At 72.0% G+C, this 18,595-nt stretch carries 14 protein-coding genes and 2 pseudogenes; all 16 read left to right on the top strand.

Annotation, left to right across the window (positions count from 1 at the left end; all coding sequences use genetic code 11):
• Window positions 1-179: 179 nt before the first annotated feature.
• Window positions 180-1,691 carry a sugar ABC transporter ATP-binding protein gene (locus BU204_RS17355; protein WP_075126730.1) on the top strand — a complete coding sequence of 504 codons (1,512 nt, stop codon included), beginning with the start codon at window positions 180-182 and terminating at the stop codon, window positions 1,689-1,691.
• Entirely contained in the window at window positions 1,688-2,737 is a 1,050-nt protein-coding gene (locus BU204_RS17350; RefSeq protein ID WP_075126729.1) for an ABC transporter permease, read from the top strand. The genes BU204_RS17355 and BU204_RS17350 overlap by 4 nt, the downstream gene beginning before the upstream one ends.
• Window positions 2,727-3,761, top strand: a complete 1,035-nt coding sequence (locus BU204_RS17345) for an ABC transporter permease (protein ID WP_075126728.1) — start codon at window positions 2,727-2,729, stop codon at window positions 3,759-3,761. Before BU204_RS17350 ends, BU204_RS17345 begins: the two co-directional genes overlap by 11 nt.
• A 47-nt stretch (window positions 3,762-3,808) precedes the next feature.
• Window positions 3,809-4,891: a rhamnose ABC transporter substrate-binding protein gene (gene rhaS, locus BU204_RS17340; protein WP_075126727.1), complete on the top strand. Its 1,083-nt coding sequence runs from the start codon at window positions 3,809-3,811 to the stop codon at window positions 4,889-4,891.
• Window positions 4,892-4,952: 61 nt separating this feature from the next.
• A complete protein-coding gene (locus BU204_RS17335) occupies window positions 4,953-5,318 on the top strand; it encodes an L-rhamnose mutarotase (RefSeq protein WP_075126726.1) in 366 nt (121 codons plus the stop codon).
• A gap of 4 nt (window positions 5,319-5,322) precedes the next feature.
• Complete coding sequence (gene rhaI / locus BU204_RS17330) at window positions 5,323-6,489, top strand: L-rhamnose isomerase (RefSeq protein ID WP_075126725.1); 1,167 nt, start codon at window positions 5,323-5,325, stop codon at window positions 6,487-6,489.
• Between the two features lie 33 nt (window positions 6,490-6,522).
• Window positions 6,523-8,559, top strand: a complete 2,037-nt coding sequence (locus tag BU204_RS17325; protein ID WP_075126724.1) for a bifunctional rhamnulose-1-phosphate aldolase/short-chain dehydrogenase — start codon at window positions 6,523-6,525, stop codon at window positions 8,557-8,559.
• 22 nt (window positions 8,560-8,581) lie between these two features.
• Entirely contained in the window at window positions 8,582-10,033 is a 1,452-nt protein-coding gene (locus BU204_RS17320) for an L-fucose/L-arabinose isomerase family protein (RefSeq protein ID WP_075126723.1), read from the top strand.
• A complete protein-coding gene (locus tag BU204_RS17315; RefSeq protein ID WP_233160379.1) occupies window positions 10,030-11,511 on the top strand; it encodes a rhamnulokinase in 1,482 nt (493 codons plus the stop codon). The genes BU204_RS17320 and BU204_RS17315 overlap by 4 nt, the downstream gene beginning before the upstream one ends.
• Window positions 11,512-11,620: 109 nt before the next feature.
• Complete coding sequence (locus tag BU204_RS17310; RefSeq protein ID WP_075126722.1) at window positions 11,621-11,845, top strand: hypothetical protein; 225 nt, start codon at window positions 11,621-11,623, stop codon at window positions 11,843-11,845.
• Window positions 11,846-11,918: 73 nt separating this feature from the next.
• A complete protein-coding gene (locus BU204_RS17305; protein ID WP_075126721.1) occupies window positions 11,919-13,274 on the top strand; it encodes a radical SAM/SPASM domain-containing protein in 1,356 nt (451 codons plus the stop codon).
• 38 nt (window positions 13,275-13,312) lie between these two features.
• A pseudogene (locus tag BU204_RS17300) lies at window positions 13,313-13,501 on the top strand (respiratory nitrate reductase subunit gamma); the annotation flags it as partial.
• Entirely contained in the window at window positions 13,498-13,833 is a 336-nt protein-coding gene (locus BU204_RS17295) for a cupin domain-containing protein (protein WP_075126720.1), read from the top strand. The pseudogene BU204_RS17300 and the gene BU204_RS17295, both read left to right, overlap by 4 nt.
• 88 nt (window positions 13,834-13,921) lie before the next feature.
• Window positions 13,922-17,068, top strand: a complete 3,147-nt coding sequence (locus tag BU204_RS17290) for a family 78 glycoside hydrolase catalytic domain (protein WP_075126719.1) — start codon at window positions 13,922-13,924, stop codon at window positions 17,066-17,068.
• A 258-nt stretch (window positions 17,069-17,326) separates the two neighbouring features.
• Entirely contained in the window at window positions 17,327-17,869 is a 543-nt protein-coding gene (locus BU204_RS17285; RefSeq protein WP_075126718.1) for a DUF2243 domain-containing protein, read from the top strand.
• A pseudogene (locus BU204_RS41330) lies at window positions 17,758-18,594 on the top strand (cytochrome c oxidase assembly protein); the annotation flags it as partial. The gene BU204_RS17285 and the pseudogene BU204_RS41330, both read left to right, overlap by 112 nt.
• Between the last annotated feature and the right edge of the window lies 1 nt (window position 18,595).

Here is an 18,595-nt window from a genome sequence, read left to right as displayed (position 1 = left end):
CCCGCCGCCCCTCGTTGAAACGTTACGCAGACCGGCCGAAGTCTAGCGTTGCGTGATCGGGAATCGGTAGAGCTGGTACAACGCAACCGTTAGCCGCCCGTGTCTTGACGGTTGTGACGGGGGACATATACGTTCCGGACAGCTCAATTGAAACCTTTCATTCACCGGGAGGTGCCGCGATGACGCGGCAGGACGCCACTCCGCTGCTGGAGGTTCGCGACGTCGCCAAGTCCTTCAGCGCCGTGGCTGCCGTCCGCGGCTGCTCCTTCCCGCTGTACCCCGGCGAGGTCCACGCGCTGGTCGGCGAGAACGGCGCCGGCAAGTCGACGATCGTGAAGATGCTGGCCGGTGTGCACCAACCGGACACCGGCACGCTGCTCGTGTCCGGCGAGGAGGCCGCGTTCGCCGGCCCCGCCGACGCCAAGGCGGCCGGGATCGCGGTGATCTACCAGGAACCCACCCTGTTCCCCGATCTGTCCGTCGCCGAGAACATCGCGATGGGCCGTCAGCCGCGCGGGCGGTTCGGCGCCATCGACCGGGGCCGGGTCCGCCGCGAGGCGGCCGAGCTGTTCTCCCGGCTCGGCGTGCGCATCGACCCGGAGCGGCCCGCCCGCGGCCTGTCGATCGCCGACCAGCAGATCGTCGAGATCGCCAAGGCGATCGGCGGCAGTGCCAGCGTGCTGATCATGGACGAGCCGACCGCCGCTCTGTCCGCTGTGGAGGTCGAGCGGTTGTTCGCCGTGGTGCGGACGTTGCGCGACGAGGGCGCTGCCGTCCTGTTCATCTCCCACCGCTTCGAGGAGATCACCGAGCTCTGCGAGCGGGTGACCATCATGCGCGACGGCGCGCACGTCTCCACCGACCTCGTCCGCGACCTCACCGTGGACGAGATGGTCCGTCGCATGGTCGGCCGCGACCTCGACGCGCTGTTTCCCAAGCAGGACGTCGAACCGGGCGCCGTCGTGCTCGAGGTCGAGGACCTGTCCAGGGAGGGCGTCTTCCGCGACGTGTCGTTCACCGTTCGCGCGGGGGAGATCGTCGCGCTCGCCGGTCTGGTCGGATCCGGACGGTCCGAAGTGGTACAAGCGGTGTTTGGTGTGGACGGACGGGACTCGGGAGCTGTCCGGGTGAACGGAAAACGGGTACGGCCGGGCGACCCGAGGTCGGCGATGGCCGCCGGGATGGCGCTCGTTCCCGAGGACCGGCGCCAGCAGGGCCTGGTGATGGACCTGTCGATCCAGCGCAACGTCACGCTCCCCCGCGCGGGCGCGCTCGCCAGGCTCGGCCTGCTGGGCGGCGGCGGGGAGCGCCGTGAGGCCGGTCGGTGGACCGAGCGGCTGCGGACCAGGTACGGCCGGCTCACCGACCCGGTCGGCACGCTCTCGGGCGGCAACCAGCAGAAGGTCGTGCTGGCCAAGTGGCTGTCCACGTCCCCGCGCGTGCTCATCGTCGACGAGCCAACCCGCGGCATCGACGTGGGGACCAAGGCCGAGGTGCACCGGTTGATGTCCACGCTCGCCGCGGAGGGTGTCGCGGTGCTGATGGTGTCCTCCGAGCTGCCCGAGGTGCTCGGCATGGCCGACCGCGTGCTGGTCATGCGCGAGGGGCGGATCGCCGCGGACATCCCCCGCCCGCGGGCGACCGAGGAGTCGATCATGTTCGCAGCCATGGGTCAGGAGGCCAACACATGAGCACGGTGCGCACCCGCCCCGCGGGCAGTGCCGCCTCCTCGTCCGGGTCCTCGGGGCGTAATCCGCTGGCCGCGGTCCTGCGGGCGCGCGAGCTGGGAATCGTGGTGGCTCTCGCCATCCTCGTCGCGTACACCACGATCGCCAACCCGCGGTTCCTGTCCGCCCAGAGCGTGCGGGACATCCTGCTCGGCGCGTCGATCCTGGCCGTGCTCGCGGTCGGCCAGACGATCGTGATCGTCACCCGCAACATCGACCTCTCGGTCGGCTCGGTGCTCGGCCTGACCGCGTTCGCGGTCGGGACGGTGGTCCAGGACAACCCCGGGCTGCCGCTGCCGTTCGCGCTGCTGCTGGGCATGGCGATCGGCGGGGTCTGCGGGATGGTGAACGCGGTGCTGGTCCGCTACGGGCAGGTGCCGGCGCTGGTGGTCACCCTCGGCACGCTCTACATGTTCCGCGGCGTGACCTACCTCTGGGCGGGCGGTCAGCAGATCACCGCGGACGAGCTGCCGCGCTCGTTCCTGTCGTTCGCCAACGAGACCCTGCTCGGCGTGCCGTGGCTGGTGCTCATCGCGCTGCTGGTCACCGTGGCGGCCGGGGTGTTGCTGCGGAACTACCGGGTGGGCCGCGAACTGTACGCGATGGGCTCCAACCCGGAGGCCGCGATGCTCGCGGGGATCAGTGTCGGCCGCAACCTCCTCGGCGCCTTCACGGTCAGCGGTGCGCTCGCCGGGCTCGCCGGCGTGCTGTTCGCGATCCGGTTCGGCACGATCGACGCGGCCGCGGGCACCGGCGACGAGCTCGAGGTCGTCGCCGCGGCAGTGGTCGGCGGCGTCGCCGTGTTCGGCGGCAGCGGCACCGTCTGGGGAGCGGCGCTCGGCGCGCTGCTGCTCACCGTCATCGGCAACTCCCTGGCCGTACTCGACATCAACCAGTTCTGGCAGAACGCCATCGTCGGCGCGCTGATCCTGTTCGCCATCGGGGTGGACCGGCTGGTCGCCGCACGCACCGCCCGAGCGCTGAAGAAGAGGAACTCCCATGTCCGGTAGCGAGAACCGCCTGCGCGGGTCGTTCACCCGGCTGGCCAGCTGGGACGGTGCCGTCATCCTGGTGGCGGTGGTGGCCCTGGTCGTCGCCGCCGCCGCTGTGGACGGGTTCGGCACCAGCAACAACGTCACCTTCATGGTGCTGGACCTGCTGCCGATCGCGCTGCTGGCGCTGCCGATGACGCTGATCATCGTGACCGGCGAGATCGACCTGTCGGTGGCCAGCACGCTCGGCCTCACCTCCGCGGTGATGGGCTCGCTGTGGAACAGCGGGATGGCGATCGAGACGATCATTCCGCTGTGCGTCCTGCTCGGCGCGGTGCTCGGTGCGGTGAACGGGGTGTTCGTGACCGTGTTCAGGCTGCCCTCGCTGGCGGTCACGATCGGCACGCTCGCCCTGTTCCGCGGGCTCGCGCTGGTCGTGCTCGGTGAGTCGGCGGTGGCCGACTTCCCGGTGGTGTTCACCACGTGGGTCACCGGGACCGTCGCAGACACCGCGATACCCAACGTCCTGCTCCCCCTGCTGCTCCTCGCCGCGGTCTTCACCGTGGTCCTGCATGCGACCCCGGTCGGCCGGGCCGTGTTCGCGGCCGGTGCCGGCGAGCAGGCCGCCCGGTTCTCCGGCGTCCGGGTGGACCGGCTGAAGTTCTGGCTGTTCGTGGCGAGCGGCGCGGTCGCCGGTCTTGCCGGTGTGCTGTGGACCCTGCGTTACTCCAGCGCCCGGGCGGACAACGGCCTCGGACTGGAGCTCGCCGTCGTCGCCGCTGTGCTCCTCGGCGGCGTGTCGATCTTCGGCGGCAGGGGCACCATGCCCGGCGTGCTCGCCGGCGTGCTGCTGCTGGCGACCCTGCAGAACGCGCTGCGCCTCGAGGACGTGACCAACGAGGCGCTCAACATCGTGACCGGCGCACTCCTGATCGTCTCCGTGCTGCTGCCCAACATCAGCCGCTCGGTCCGCACCGCCGCGCAACGCAGGCGGCTGCGGCGAACCCCGATCCCCCAACCAGCGACTCCTCCAGCGCCCTGACCCTGACCGATCCCCCAGACGTCCCCGCGTCGAGAAAGGCGACATCGATGTCCCGATTCCGGACCACTCGCGTCCTCACCGCACTCCTGTCGGCGGCCTCACTGGCCGTCGCGCTCACCGCGTGCGGTGGGACGACCAAGAACGACTCCTCCGACGACCAGGGCGGCGGCTCGCAGGCAACCGGGACCGCCGACCCCGAGGCCGAGCTGCAGGAGGGCGTCAAGATGGCGTTCCTGCCCAAGCAGCTCAACAACCCCTACAGCGACATCGAGGTCAGCGGGGGTGAGGAGGCGCTGGGTGAGCTCAAGGGCGAGTACAAGCTCGTCGGCCCGAACGACGCCAGCGCGTCCTCCCAGGTCAGCTACATCAACACGCTGATCCAGCAGCAGCAGGACGTCATCGGCATCGCCGCCAACGACCCGAACGCGGTCTGCCCGTCGCTCAACCAGGCCCGCAGCTCCGGCATCAAGGTCGTCGCGTTCGACTCGGACGCGGCCAAGGACTGCCGCGACGTGTTCATCAACCAGGCCACGACCCAGGGCATCGGCGAGAAGCTCGTCGAGATGGCGAGCAAGCTCGCCGGCGGCTCGGGCGAGATCGCGATCCTCTCGGCGACCGCGAACGCCACCAACCAGAACGCCTGGATCGACGTGATGAAGACCGAGCTGGCGAAGCCGGAGAACAAGGACCTGAAGCTGGTGAAGATCGCCTACGGGAACGACGAGGACCAGAAGTCCTTCCAGGAGGCCCAGGGCCTGCTGCAGTCCTACCCGAACCTCAAGGTGATCGTCTCGCCGACCACCGTCGGCATCGCCGCGGCCTCCCGCTACGTCAGCTCCTCCAACTACAAGGGCAAGGTCGCGATCACCGGCCTCGGTACGCCGAACCAGATGCGGGAGTACATCAAGGACGGCACGGTCAAGGAGTTCGCGCTGTGGAACCCGGCCGACATCGGCTACCTGGCCGCCTACGCCGGCGTCGCGCTTGTCTCCGGTCAGATCACCGGCAAGGAGGGCGAGAAGTTCGAGGCGGGCAAGCTCGGCGAGTACGAGATCGGCGCGGACGGTGAGATCGTCCTCGGCCCGCCGACCGTGTTCGACGCGAACAACATCGACGACTTCGACTTCTAGTCCCTTCCAAGGGAGAGCGGGGCGGCCGGGTGAACCCCGGCCGCCCCGGGAAGGACCCTCCATGGCTCGGTACTGCTTCCGCCTCCAGGTCCGACCCGACCGGTTGGCCGAGTACACCGAACGGCACCGGGCGGTGTGGCCGGAGATGCTCACCGCCCTGCGCGACGCGGGCTGGCGCAACTACTCGCTGTTCGTCGACGAGGACGGCCTGCTGATCGGGTACGTCGAGGCCGACTCGCTCGAGGCGGCCCAGGCGGCGATGGCCGCGACCGACGTGAACCGGCGATGGCAGGCCGAGATGGCCGAGTTCTTCGCCGGCATCGACGGGCGTCCGCCCGACGAGGGCTTCCGCCTGCTGACCCCGGTGTTCAACCTGGACGAGCAGCTCGCCAGATCCTCCCACCGACCAGACGACGAAACGGCGTGATCCCGTGACAGACCTGTCCGCTGTGAAGCGATCCCTGGCGAGCCAGGCGATCGAGACCCCCTCCTGGGCGTACGGGAACTCCGGCACCCGGTTCAAGGTGTTCGCCCAGCCCGGTGTGCCGCGCTCGCCCGAGGAGAAGATCGCCGACGCGGCGACCGTCCACAAGTACACCGGTGTCGCGCCAACGGTCGCGCTGCACATCCCGTGGGACCGGGTGGACGACTACGGCGCGCTGACCAGGTACGCCGAGGACCTGGGCGTGCGGATCGGCGCCATCAACACCAACGTCTTCCAGGACGACGACTACAAGCTCGGCTCGGTCACCAACCCCGACCCCGGCATCCGGCGCAAGGCGACCGACCACCTGCTCGACGCGATCGGCGTCATGGACGCCACCGGATCGCGGGACCTGAAGCTCTGGTTCTCCGACGGCATCAACTACCCCGGCCAGGACGACCTGCGCGAACGCCAGGACCGGCTCGCCGCCGCCCTGCGCGAGACCTACGACCGGCTCGGCGACGAGCAGCGGATCCTGTTGGAGTACAAGCTGTTCGAGCCGGCGTTCTACGCCACCGACATCCCGGACTGGGGGACGTCCTACGCGCACTGCGTCGAACTCGGTCCGAAGGCGACGGTCTGCATCGACACCGGCCACCACGCCCCCGGCACGAACATCGAGTTCATAGTGGCGTTCCTGCTGCGCCAGAACAGGTTGGGCGCGTTCGACTTCAACTCGCGCTTCTACGCCGACGACGACCTGATGGTCGGCGCGGCCGACCCGTTCCAGCTGTTCCGGATCATGTACGAGATCGTCCGCGCGGACGCGCTCGACCCGTCCTACGGGATCGCGTTCATGCTCGACCAGTGCCACAACATCGAGCAGAAGATCCCGGCCGTGATCCGGTCGGTGATGAACGTGCAGGAGGCGACGGCCAAGGCGCTGCTCGTCGACCGGGACGCGCTCGCCACCGCCCAGCGGGCGGGGGACGTGCTGGAGGCCAACGCTGTGCTGATGGACGCCTACAACACCGACGTCCGACCGCTGCTGGCCGAGGTCCGCGCCGACGCCGGGCTCGACCCCGACCCGGTCGGCGCCTACCGGCGCAGCGGGTACCAGCGCAGGATCGAGGAGGAGCGCGCCGAGGGAGCCCAGGCGGGCTGGGGCGCGTAGTTCGTCCATACCGGAGCAAGGAACAAGAGGGACATGAGCACCGAACCCGCGGCCGAACTGGTGGCCAGGAGCAACGCGCTGGGCGCCGACCCGCGCAACACGAACTTCGCCGGCGGCAACACCTCCGCGAAGGGCACGGCGACCGACCCGGTCACCGACAAGCCGGTCGAGCTGCTGTGGGTGAAGGGGTCGGGCGGTGACCTCGGCACGCTGACCGAGGCCGGGCTCGCCGTGCTGCGGCTGGACCGGCTGCGCGCGCTCACCGACGTCTACCCCGGTGTGGAGCGCGAGGACGAGATGGTCGCCGCGTTCGACTACTGCCTGCACGGCAGGGGCGGCGCGGCGCCGTCGATCGACACGGCCATGCACGGCCTGGTCGACGCGACCCACGTCGACCACCTGCACCCGGACTCGGGCATCGCGCTCGCGACCGCGGCCGACGGCAGGGCGCTGACGCGGGAGTGCTTCGGCGACCGCGTCGCCTGGGTCGACTGGCGCCGCCCCGGTTTCCAGCTCGGGCTGGACATCGCCGCGGTCAAGGCCGCCAACCCCCAGGCGATCGGGGTCATCCTCGGCGGGCACGGGATCACCGCGTGGGGCGACACCTCCGCCGAGTGCGAAGCCAACTCGCTGGACATCATCCGCACCGCGGAGCGCTTCCTCGCCGAGCGCGGCGCGGCCGAGCCCTTCGGGCCCGTCGTCCCCGGGTTCGAGGCGCTGCCGACGCGGGAGCGCCGGGCCAGGGCCGCGGAGCTGGCACCGGTGATCCGCGGGCTCGCCTCGACCGACAGCCGCCAGGTCGGCCACTTCACCGACAGCGAGGTCGTGCTCGACTTCCTGGCCAGGGAGAAGCTCGGCCCGCTCGCGGCGCTCGGCACGTCCTGCCCGGACCACTTCCTGCGGACCAAGGTGCGCCCGCTGGTGGTGGACCTGCCGGCGACGGCACCGGTCGAGGAGGTCGCGGCCCGCCTGCGGGAGCTGCACGAGGCCTACCGCGCGGAGTACCGGGCCTACTATGAGCGGCACGCCGAGCCGGACAGCCCGCCAATGCGCGGTGCGGACCCGGCGATCGTGCTGGTGCCGGGGGTGGGCATGTTCTCCTTCGGGCGGAACAAGCAGACCGCGCGGGTCGCCGGCGAGTTCTACGTCAACGCGATCAACGTGATGCGCGGCGCCGAGTCGGTGTCGCGGTACCAGCCGATCGACGAGCGGGAGAAGTTCCGCATCGAGTACTGGGCGCTGGAGGAGGCGAAGCTGCGACGCATGCCGGCCCCGGCACCGCTGGCCGGGCGCGTCGCACTGGTGACCGGTGCCGGCTCGGGCATCGGCCGCGCGGTGGCCGAGCGTCTCGGCGCCGAGGGTGCCTGCGTGGTCGTCGCCGACCTCGACACCGAGGCGGCGAAGGCCGTCGCCGAGGGCATCGGGTCGGCCGACCGGGCCCTCGCGGTCACCGCCGACGTCACCGACGCCGAGGCCGTCCGGGAGGCGGTCGCCGCGGCCGCGCTGGCGTTCGGCGGGCTCGACCTGGTGGTCAACAACGCCGGCCTGTCGATCTCGAAGTCGCTGCTGGAGACCACCGAGCGGGACTGGGACCTCCAGCACGACGTGATGGCCAAGGGCTCCTTCCTGGTCTCCCAGGCCGCCGCGCGGGTGATGGTCGAGCAGGGCATGGGCGGCGACATCGTCTACATCTCCTCGAAGAACGCGGTGTTCGCCGGACCCAACAACCTCGCCTACGGCGCGGCCAAGGCCGACCAGGCACACCAGGTCCGGCTGCTCGCCGCGGAGCTCGGCGAGCACGGCATCCGCGTCAACGGGATCAACCCCGACGGCGTCGTGCGGGGCTCGGGGATCTTCGCCAAGGGCTGGGGGGCGCAGCGCGCCGCCGTCTACGGCGTGCCCGAGTCCGAGCTGGGTGCCTTCTACGCCAAGCGCACCCTGCTCAAGCGGGAGGTCCTCCCCGAGCACGTGGCGGCCGCGGTCGTCGCGCTCACCGCCGGGGACCTCGTGTTGACCACCGGGCTGCACGTCCCGGTCGACGGGGGCGTGGCCGCCGCGTTCCTGCGCTGAACCCCCTTCCGGAAGGAGTGTCATGACCGACACGCTCGACCGGCCGGCGTCGGCCGCCCTCGCCAGGATCACCCCGCGCAGGACGCGGGTCGGCCTGGTCGCCGGCGGTCTCGGCGCCTACTGGCCCCAGTTCCCCGACCTGCTCCCCCAGCTGCGCCGCTCGGCCGAACGGGTCTCGGCCCGGCTCGGCGGGCTTTCCTGCGAGGTCGTCGACGTCGGGTTCATCTCCGACGAGCGCGACGGTGCGGCGGCCGCCGAGCGGCTGCGGGCCGCCGACTGCGACCTGATCGTCGGCTTCCTCACCACCTACATGACCGCTTCGATGCTGGCGCCGGTCGCCCAGCGCTCGGGTGCGCCGGTGCTGCTGATCAACCTGCAGCCCAGCGAGGCGATGGACCACGCCACGTTCGACACCGGCGCCTGGCTCGCCTACTGCGGTGCCTGTCCACTGCCGGAGATGGCCAACGCGTTCCGCCGCTGCGGCGTGGAGTTCCGGTCGGTGTCGGGCTACCTCGAGGACGAGCGGGCCTGGGCGCGGATCGAGCGGTGGGTGCGGGCGGCCGGCGTCCGTGCCGCCCTGCGCCACGGCCGGCACGGGCTGCTCGGCCACCTCTACCCCGGCATGATGGACGTCGCCACCGACCCCACGCTGGTCACCGCCCAGTTCGGCGGGCACGTCGAGATCCTCGAGATCGACGACGTCCGGGTCCGCGCCGAGAAGGCGACCGAGGCGCAGACCGCGGCCAGGGTGGACCTCGCGCGGGAGCTGTTCACCCTCGACGCCTCCGTCGTCGAGGAGGACCTGAGCTGGGCCTGCCGGGTCTCGGTCGCACTGGACCGGCTGGTCGAGGACTTCGGGCTGGACTCGCTCGCCTACTACCACCGCGGGCTCGACGGGGAGACCCACGAGCGGGTCGGCGCCGGCCTGATCCTGGGCGCGTCGCTGCTCACCGCGCGCGGCATCCCCGCCTGCGGCGAGTTCGAGCTGCGTACCTCGCTCGCGATGCTGGTCCTGGACCGGCTCGGCGCCGGTGGCTCGTTCACCGAGTTCCAGGCGCTCAACTTCCGCGACAACGTCGTCGAGATGGGCCACGACGGACCGGCCCACCTGGCGATCAGCCAGGGCCGGCCGCTGCTGCGCGGGCTCGACGTCCTGCACGGCAAGCGCGGCTGGGGCGTGTCGGTCGAGTTCGACGTCGCGCACGGGCCGGTCACCGCGTTCGGCCTCGGTCAGCGCGCCGACGGCACGTTCACGATGATCGCCGCCGAGGGCACCGTCGTCCCCGGACCGCTGCTGGGGATCGGCAACACCACCTCGCGGGTCGACTTCGGCTGCGACCCGGGCGAGTGGACCGACGCATGGTCGGCCTCGGGTGTGGGCCACCACTGGGCCCTGGGCACCGGCCACCGCGTCGGCGAGCTGACCGCGGTCGCCGACCTGCTCGGGCTGGAGCTCACGGTCGTCGCGCCGTGACGGCCGCGCTGCGCCTGGCCGCCGTCGACCTCGGGGCGACCAGCGGCCGGGTCGTGGTCGGCGAGGTGGGCCCGGCGGGAGTGCGCCTGGAGGAGGTGCACCGCTTCCCCAACGGGCCGGTGCGGGCCGGCGGCACCCTGTTCTGGGACGTGCTCGGCATCCACCGCGAGGTGCTGGCGGGGCTGCGCGCCGCCGGAGCGGTGGACGGGATCGGGATCGACTCCTGGGCCGTCGACTACGGTCTGCTCGACGCCGAGGGCACGCTGCTCGGGAACCCCGTCTGCTACCGGGACTCCCGCACCGACGGGGTGGCCGACGCCCTGCACGCCACGGTGTCCGCGGCGGAGCTGTACCGGGTGACCGGGCTGCGCGAGCTTCCGTTCAACACGATCTACCAGCTGGTGTCCGAACGCGACAGTCCACGGCTGGCAGCGGCGGAGACGATGCTGCTGCTGCCCGACCTGCTCGGCTACTGGTTGACCGGCGCGGTGGGCGTCGAACGGACCAACGCCTCCACGACCGGGCTGCTGGACGCGACGAGCCGGGAGTGGGATACCAGGCTCGCCGAACGGGTCGGCATCCCACCCCGGCTGCTGCCGCCGCTGCGCTCCCCCGGCGAACTGGTCGGCCGGACCACGCCGGAGGTGACCGAGGAGATCGGCGCCGCGGCGCCGGTGCCGGTCGTGGCGGTGGGCTCGCACGACACCGCCTCGGCCGTGCTCGGCGTGCCGGCCGGGCGGGACAGCGCGTTCGCCTTCATCTCCTCCGGAACCTGGTCGCTGGTCGGGGTGGAGCTGACCGAGCCGCTGCTCACCGAGCCAGCCAGGCTGGCCGGGTTCAGCAACGAGGCCGGGGTGGACGGCACGGTCCGGCTGCTGCGCAACGTCATGGGGCTGTGGGTGCTGTCGGAGACGCTGCGCACCTGGGCGGCCGCCGGCAACACCGTGGACCTGCCGGCGGCGCTGGCCGCGGCGGCCGCGGCACCCGCCTTCGGCCCGCTGGTCGACATCGACGCGCCCGAGTTCCTCCCGCCCGGCGACATGCCGGCCCGGATCGCCGAGGCCTGCACCGCCACCGGCCAGCGCCCGCCGGCGACGCCGGGCGAGACGGTCCGGTGTGTACTGGAGAGCCTCGCGATGGCCTACCGCCGGGCGGTCCGCGGCCTCGCCGAGCTGACCGACCGCCCCCTGGAGGTCGTGCACCTCGTCGGCGGCGGGACCCACAACGAGCTGCTCTGCGCGCTGACCGCGGACGCCTGCGGCCTGCCGGTGGTCGCCGGCCCCGTCGAGTCGGCCGCGCTGGGCAACGTCCTGGTCCAGGCCCGAGCCCTGGGCGCCGACCTCCCCGACCGGTGGGCGATGCGGGAGCTGGTCGCCCGCTCCCTGGACACCCGTACCTACCTGCCCACCCCCGCCGCACCCAGCTGGGACGCGGCCGAACGCCACTACGCCTCCCTCGACATCTGGCCCCGCCCCTGAACACCGCTCGCCGGCAAGCCATGTCCAGGCGATGTCCAGTGGCCGTCCAGTCGAACTGAGTTCCATCCCTCCCACATGTCCACCCGAAGAAGGGAAGGGAGGGAACTCGATGAACGAAGATCGGAACACGTTCATCAAACGCTTCGCCGCGACCACCGCCGTGGCCGGCGCGCTCGCCGTCGCACCGATGTTGACCGCCGGTACGGCCAGCGCGGAGTCGACGACCACCGCCGGCTCGAGCGTGCTCGCCAACGTGACACCCGGGTCGAGCGACTACGTCGCGATGACCAACTGGGGTTGTTGTCAACAGTCCAACAACGACAGTTGCTGCTGAGTCCTGGTGTGGGGCGCCGACGTCGGACGACCGCGCCCCACACCGGCCCACGACACGAGGCAGGGGGCCTCTCATGCGAGCGAGTCAGTTTCTGGTCCTGTCCGACGAGACGCTTATGGACGACGGCGGCAGGCGGGTCCGCGTCGTGCTGCATACCGCCTCGGGTCAGGTCTACCTGCTCGGCACCGACGTGCTCGACCGCCTGCTGCACCGGCCGGCCCTGCTCGCCGAGAACGAACGAGCCGAAATGGCCGCCGCCGGGATTCTCGTCGCCGACTCCCGGGACGAGTTCAGCGAGATCGTCGAGGAGAACCGCGCTCGGATCGCGGCCAACACCGACCGCATGTTCGTCCTGATGCCCGCGGCGTACTGCAACATGGGGTGCGGCTACTGCGGCCAGAACCACGTCCGGCTGCCGAGACGGGAGCAGCACCGCGACGCGGTCAAGGCGCGGCTGTCGGCGGCCGCGCAGGACCCCGCGACGACCGGCGTCGGCGTCTGCTGGTTCGGCGCCGAACCGATGATGGGCTACGCCCAGATCCTCGACCTGTCGGCGGACATCATCCCGGTGTGCGAGTTCGCTGGCATCCCCTACTCGGCCAAGATGGTGACCAACGGGTCGCTGCTGACCGTGGACAAGATCCGCCGGCTGCACCGCGACTGCCGGGTCACCTCCTTCGAGGTCACCCTGGACGGGCCACCGGCGCGGCACGACGCGCAACGCCCGCTGAAGAGCGGCCGGGGCAGCTTCCACCACATCACCTCGACGATCGCGGCCGCCTGCGCCGCCACCGACCTGCCGGCGCTGCGGTTCAGCATCCGCACGAACATCAGTCGGGCGAACCAGGACGAGCACCGCGAGTTCGCGCGGGCCGCCCGCGACGCCGGCCTGGCCGACGCCAAGGTCCGGTTCTACACGGCGCTGGTCCGCGAGTGGGGCAACGACGTCTCCGACTACGCGGTCGCGCCGGCCGACGTCGTCGACATCGAACGGCGGTGGCTGGACGCCTACGCCGAGTTCGGGTTGACCAGGAGTGAGCTGCCCATCGCCCGCAAGCACATGGTGTGTGTGGCGGTGAACCGGCGGGCCGAGGTCATCGCCCCCGGCGGGGCGGTGCACTCCTGCACCGAGCAGCCGCTGGTGCCCGGCCGCGAGGACACGGCACTGGGTCATGTGACCCGGCTCCCGGCCCCGCGGATCCGCCCGCCCGGTCGCTACGACGACTGGAACGAGCACCTGCTCGGCGACACCGAGGCCTACTGCCCGACCTGCCCGATCTTCCCGATCTGCGGTGGGAGCTGCCCCCTGGTCTGGGGCGAGGGGACGCCGGCCTGCCCGTCGGTCAAGCAGACGCTGCCGATGCGGCTCAGCCGCTACGGCCACGCCCTCGGCCTGCGCACTCCAGAGCCATTAGCCCCTAACGTGTGAAGGCGGGCGGCGCATGCTGGGCCTGGCCACCGCCCGTCGCGCCGCTCGGGTTCCAGCTGCACGCCCTGGCGGCCTGGGCGCTGTTCGCGTTCTGGCCGTTCAGCCGGTTGGTGCACGTGTTCTCGATGCCACTCGGCTACCTGACCCGGCCCTATATCGTCTACCGGAGCCGCGAGCAGCGGCTGGGCAACCGAACCCCTCGCCGAGGATGGGAGCGCACCCCATGACCGACCACCCCGCTGTGACCCAGGTAGACGCCCTGGCCGCCGAACTGCTGGCCGAGGCCGGCACGCACCACTCGCGACGGGCGTCGAGAACCCTGGTCACCGGGACGTCGCAGCGCGCCACCCTGATCGCGCTGAGCGAAGGTGCGGAGCTGGCCGAACACGACTCGCCACCAGCGGCCACCCTGTTCGTCGTCACCGGCACCGTCCGCCTCCACACCCACGATGACGGCGCCATCCTGGCGGCCGGCCAGCTCACCTCCGTCCCCAGCGAGCGGCACGGCCTCATCGCCCTCACCGACGCCGCCGTCCTCCTCACCGTCGCCCTGAGGTAGCCCTCCCCGGTCCACTTGTCGTCAACGGGGTCACGGACTAAGATCCGTTGAAACGTTTCACCACGTAATCCGACGAAGGGCACGGCGGATGGGCGAGGGTGTGAAGCGGCGGACGTTCCTGTGGGGTTCCGCCGTCGCGGGGGTCGGCTTGGGGACGGGTGAGGTCGCGGCGGCGTCGGCCGAGGCCGGGGGTGGCGGACCGACGGTGCGCGAGACCACCGTCGAGTACGCGTCCACGCTGCTCGGCACCGACGTGGCCGCACCCCGACTCTCCTGGAAGGCGGCCAGCGACGAGGGCAGTCGGCAGAGCGCCTACCAGGTGCGGGTCGACGGCGTGTGGGACTCCGGGAAGGTCGACTCCGACCGCACGATCGGCGTTCCGTACGCCGGCCCGCCGCTGCGACCGCACACCCGCTACACCTGGCGGGTCCGCGTCTGGGACGAGCGCGGCCGCGTGTCGGGATGGAGCGCCCGCGGCTGGTGGGAGACCGGCTTCCTCGGCACCCCCTGGAACGCGCGCTGGATCGGGGCGCCGGCCGCGGAGGCACCGCCCGGCTTCGAGGGCGCCTCCTGGATCTGGTCACCGGGGGCCACCCCCAGCGGCGCGCCGACCGGACCGCGGTGGTTCCGACACACCGTGGACGTGGGCACCGAGGTGACCAGGGCGCTCCTGGTCGCCACCGCCGACGACGACTTCACGCTGTACCTCAACGGACGGCGGGTGCTGCACGCCCCCGAGCAGGTCGACGGGTGGAGGCTCGGACGTTTCGCCGACGTCACCGAGCATGTGCGGGACGCCGAGGGCCACCTCGTGCTGGCCGCGCTGGCGACCAACCGCGGCACCGTCTCGGTGAACCCTGGCGGACTGCTCGTCCGGCTGGTGGTCGAGCTGGCCGACGGGCGACAGGAGGTGGTCACGGGACCGGGCTGGCGGGTGAGCGAGACCGAGCAGAACGGTTGGGAGCAACCGGAGTTCGACGACTCCGGCTGGACCGCGGCGACCGTGCTCGCCGCCTACGGCGGCGGGCCGTGGGGCTCCCAGGTCGCGGTGGAGACCACCCAGCCCGCACCGGTCCTGCGTAGACGGTTCACAGTGGACAAGACGGTGACCTCGGCGCGGCTGTACATCTCCGGGCTCGCCTACTACGACGCCGAGCTGAACGGGCGACGTGTGGGACGGCAGGTGCTCGACCCCGGGTTCACCGACTACGAGCGGACCGTCCTGTACGCGACCCACGACGTCACCCGGCAGGTCTCCCGCGGCGCCAACTCGATCGAGGTCGCCCTTGGTCGCGGCTTCTACGGCATGACGACGCCGAACGTCTGGAACTGGCACCGGGCGAGCTGGCACGGCGACCCCCGGCTGCTCGCCCAGCTCGTCCTGACCCACCCGGACGGCTCGCGCACCACGATCGGCTCGGACACCGACTGGGAGGTCGCCGACAGCGCAACCCGCTCGGACTCCCTCTACGCCGGGGAGACCTTCGACGCGACACGCACCCCCGTCTGGCACCCCGCGGTCGCCGTCGACGCGCCGCGGGGCACGCTGCGGGCCCAGCAGCACGAGCCGATCGAGGTCGTGGAGACGGTCCGCCCGGTCTCGGTGACCGAGCTCTCCCCCGGCGTCCACATCGTCGACATGGGACGGACGATGGCCGGCTGGGCGAGGCTGACCGTCACCGCGCCGGCCGGCACCGTGGTCCGGTTGCAGTACGGCGAGAAGCTCGGCGGCGACGGCCACGTGCAGGGCGGCAACGGGCACGTGCCGGGACGCCACCAGCTCGACGAGTACGTCTGCGCCGGCACCGGACGCGAGAGCTGGGAGCCGCGCTTCTCCTACAAGGGTTTCCGCTATGTCGAGGTGAGCGGGCCTCGCCCGGAGGAGGTGCTCGGCCGGGTGGTGCACAGCGCGGTCCCCGACACCGGGACGTTCGCCTGCTCGGAGCCGTTCTACGAGCAGCTCGAACGCGCGATGCGCCGGACGCTGCGCAACAACCTGCACGGCATCCCGACCGACACCCCGATGTACGAGAAGAACGGCTGGACCGGCGACGCCCAGCTCGGCGCGCCGGTCATGGCCTACGCGCTGGGCGTGGCCCGCTTCCTGACGAAGTGGCTCGGCGACCTCGCCGACAGCCAGACCGAGGCCGGCCAGCTGCCGGTGATCGTGCCGAGCGGCGGGTGGGGCTACCAGGAGGCCGCGCCGTCTCCCGAGTGGACGACCGTGTACCCGTTCCTGCTGCGCGAGATGTACCGGGTCTACGGCGACGACCGGGTCGCCGCCGAGCACTGGCCCGCGCTGACCCGCTACCTCGACTGGGAGATCGGCCGGCTGCGGGACGGGCTGGCCGACACCGCCCTCGGCGACTACCTCCCGCCCGGCTACGGCGGCAACCCGCCGGAGGACACCCGGCTCACCGCGACGGCCTACCTGCACCGCGCGCTGGTCGCCACCGCCGAGCTCGCGGACCTGCTGGGGCACACCGAGGTCGCCACCCGCTACCGGCAGGTCGCGGCCACCTGCCGCGACGCGCTCAACGCGACCTTCCTGCGCGACGGCGTCTACCGCACCGACGCCGACCCCGACTACCGCCAGACCTCGAACGCGATACCGCTGGCGTTCGGCCTTGTCCCGCCGGAGGCGGTGTCCTCCGTGGTGGCCGGCCTGGTCGCCGACGTCCGCGCGCGCGGGAACCACCTCAACACCGGCGCCCTCGGCACCAGTGAGCTGCTGCCGGTGCTGACCGCGCACGGGCACGCAGACGTGGCACACGCGATCGCGACCCAGCGCACGTACCCGAGCTGGGGCTACTGGTTCGCGAGCGGCGCCGACACCATGTGGGAGATGTGGCCGCTGGACTCCCGGTCCCGCGACCACTACTTCCAGGGCACGGTCGTGCGGTGGCTGTACGAGAACGTCGCCGGCCTGCGCCCCGGCGACGCCGGGTACCGCCGGTTCACCGTCCGACCCGACGCGCGCGTGGGCGTCGACTGGGCACGCACCGCGCTGGAGACCGTGCGCGGCCGGGCCGCCGTCGACTGGCGGGTGACCGGTTCCTTGCTGGCTCTGACCGTCGAGGTCCCGTTCGGGGCCACCGCCGAGGTACACGTGCCGACAGCCGAACGCCCGGCCCGGGCCCCCCGCGGCGCCCGCCTCCTCCGCGGGGAACCCGGCTTCACCGTGTACGAGGTGCCCAGCGGGCGCTGGTGGTTCACCGGGTCGATCACCCGCTGACGCTCCCCCTCGCGCCGCCGCGCGCCCGGGCCCCTCGTCGGAGGCGGGCGTTGTATGGCTTCGGTGTGGTGTTTGCCTCGTCCGGAGGTCCCCTCGGCCCGGCAGAGGGTCCCGTCGCGCGGTCGCCGTCGCGTTGCGGACCCTGCGCGAGCGACGCCACCTTCCGCGTCACCTCCGCTGCGGGGTGCGCCTCCCGACCGCGTTTTGCCGCCCAAGCCCGGGGTACGCGGCTGGGCGACGCGCGACGGAGGGAGCCCCATGGCCACCGGCACCACCACCGGGTCCCGCGCCGGCACGCCCGCGATCGCCCTGCCGGGAACGGTTCTCGGGCTGGGGCTCGGCGGGTTCGTCGACGGGGTCCTGCTGCACCAGCTCCTGCAGTGGCACCACCTGCTCAGCAGCAGCGACACCGACAACGTCGGCGTGCCCACCTACTCCCCCGACACCGTGCCCGGGCTGCGGATGAACACGCTGTGGGACGGCGTGTTCCACACCTTCACCTGGCTCTGCGTCCTCGTCGGGCTGGCCCTGCTGTACTCGCGCCTGTCGACCTCGCGCGGGCCGGTCTGGCGCTCTGCGGCCCTGTGGGGCTGGGTCCTGGTCGGTTGGGGGCTGTTCAACCTCGTCGAAGGCGTCGTCGACCACCACCTCCTCGGTATCCACCACGTGCGCGGCGGACCGAATCAGCTGTGGTGGGACCTCGGCTTCCTCGCCCTGGGCGCGGCGCTCGTCGCCGGCGGCTGGCTCCTCCAGCGCACGGCGGCGCCGGTCCGGGCCGACGCAGACGACCCGCGGCGGTGAGCACCGTCGACCTCGCCCAGGGCGGGCACGGCGGCCACGGCGGAGGAGGGCACGAGGCGCATGCCGCCGCGTCCGGGTGGCTGCCGCCAGTCCTGGCGGTCGCGCTGGTCGCCGCCGGCTACCTGGTCCTGGCGCTGCGCCAGCACCGCGACGCCCGCGGCTGGAGCCGGTGGCGCACCGCGAGCTTCCTCGCCGGTGCCGTCCTGCTCGCGCTCGCCGTGCTCCCGCAGGCCTCTCCCTACCCCCCGGACGACTTCCGCGGGCACATGCTCCAGCACCTGCTGATCGGGATGGTGGCACCGATGGGCCTGGCCCTCGGTGCCCCGGTCACCCTGCTCCTGCGCGCCGTCCCGACCCGCTGGGGACGGGTCGTCGGCCGGGTGCTGCGCAGCGGCCCGGCCCACGTCCTCGCCCACCCCGCGACGATTCTCGGCCTCAACCTGGGCGGGCTCGTCGCGCTCTACGCCACACCCCTGCACGCCGTGGCGGCCGGTGACGGGCTCACCCACCACCTGGTGCACCTGCACTTCCTGCTGTCTGGCTACCTCTTCGCCTGGGTCATCGCCGGTCCCGACCCCGCGCCCCGCCGCCCGTCGGTGCGTACCCGCCTGGTGCTGCTCGGAATCGCCGTCGCCGTGCACGCCGTGCTGTCCCAGCTGATGTACGCCGGGGTGCTGGGCATCCGCGTGCCGGTCGAGCAGCTGCGCGGGGCGGCGGAGCTGATGT

Source organism: Actinophytocola xanthii (assembly GCF_001921205.1).
In the GTDB taxonomy this organism is placed as follows: domain Bacteria; phylum Actinomycetota; class Actinomycetes; order Mycobacteriales; family Pseudonocardiaceae; genus Actinophytocola; species Actinophytocola xanthii.
This window is presented reverse-complemented; position numbering and strand designations above follow the sequence as displayed.

Bases quoted from the DNA above. Each gene is read 5' to 3' on its own strand.
- BU204_RS17355 (WP_075126730.1), top strand. From the start codon at position 180: ATGACGCGGCAGGACGCCACTCCGCTGCTGGAGGTTCGCGACGTCGCC.
- BU204_RS17295 (WP_075126720.1), top strand. From the start codon at position 13,498: ATGACCGACCACCCCGCTGTGACCCAGGTAGACGCCCTGGCCGCCGAA.
- BU204_RS17325 (WP_075126724.1), top strand. From the start codon at position 6,523: ATGAGCACCGAACCCGCGGCCGAACTGGTGGCCAGGAGCAACGCGCTG.
- BU204_RS17290 (WP_075126719.1), top strand. From the start codon at position 13,922: ATGGGCGAGGGTGTGAAGCGGCGGACGTTCCTGTGGGGTTCCGCCGTC.
- BU204_RS17335 (WP_075126726.1), top strand. From the start codon at position 4,953: ATGGCTCGGTACTGCTTCCGCCTCCAGGTCCGACCCGACCGGTTGGCC.
- BU204_RS17285 (WP_075126718.1), top strand. From the start codon at position 17,327: ATGGCCACCGGCACCACCACCGGGTCCCGCGCCGGCACGCCCGCGATC.
- BU204_RS17310 (WP_075126722.1), top strand. From the start codon at position 11,621: ATGAACGAAGATCGGAACACGTTCATCAAACGCTTCGCCGCGACCACC.
- BU204_RS17345 (WP_075126728.1), top strand. From the start codon at position 2,727: ATGTCCGGTAGCGAGAACCGCCTGCGCGGGTCGTTCACCCGGCTGGCC.
- rhaS (WP_075126727.1), top strand. From the start codon at position 3,809: ATGTCCCGATTCCGGACCACTCGCGTCCTCACCGCACTCCTGTCGGCG.
- BU204_RS17320 (WP_075126723.1), top strand. From the start codon at position 8,582: ATGACCGACACGCTCGACCGGCCGGCGTCGGCCGCCCTCGCCAGGATC.
- BU204_RS17305 (WP_075126721.1), top strand. From the start codon at position 11,919: ATGCGAGCGAGTCAGTTTCTGGTCCTGTCCGACGAGACGCTTATGGAC.
- BU204_RS17350 (WP_075126729.1), top strand. From the start codon at position 1,688: ATGAGCACGGTGCGCACCCGCCCCGCGGGCAGTGCCGCCTCCTCGTCC.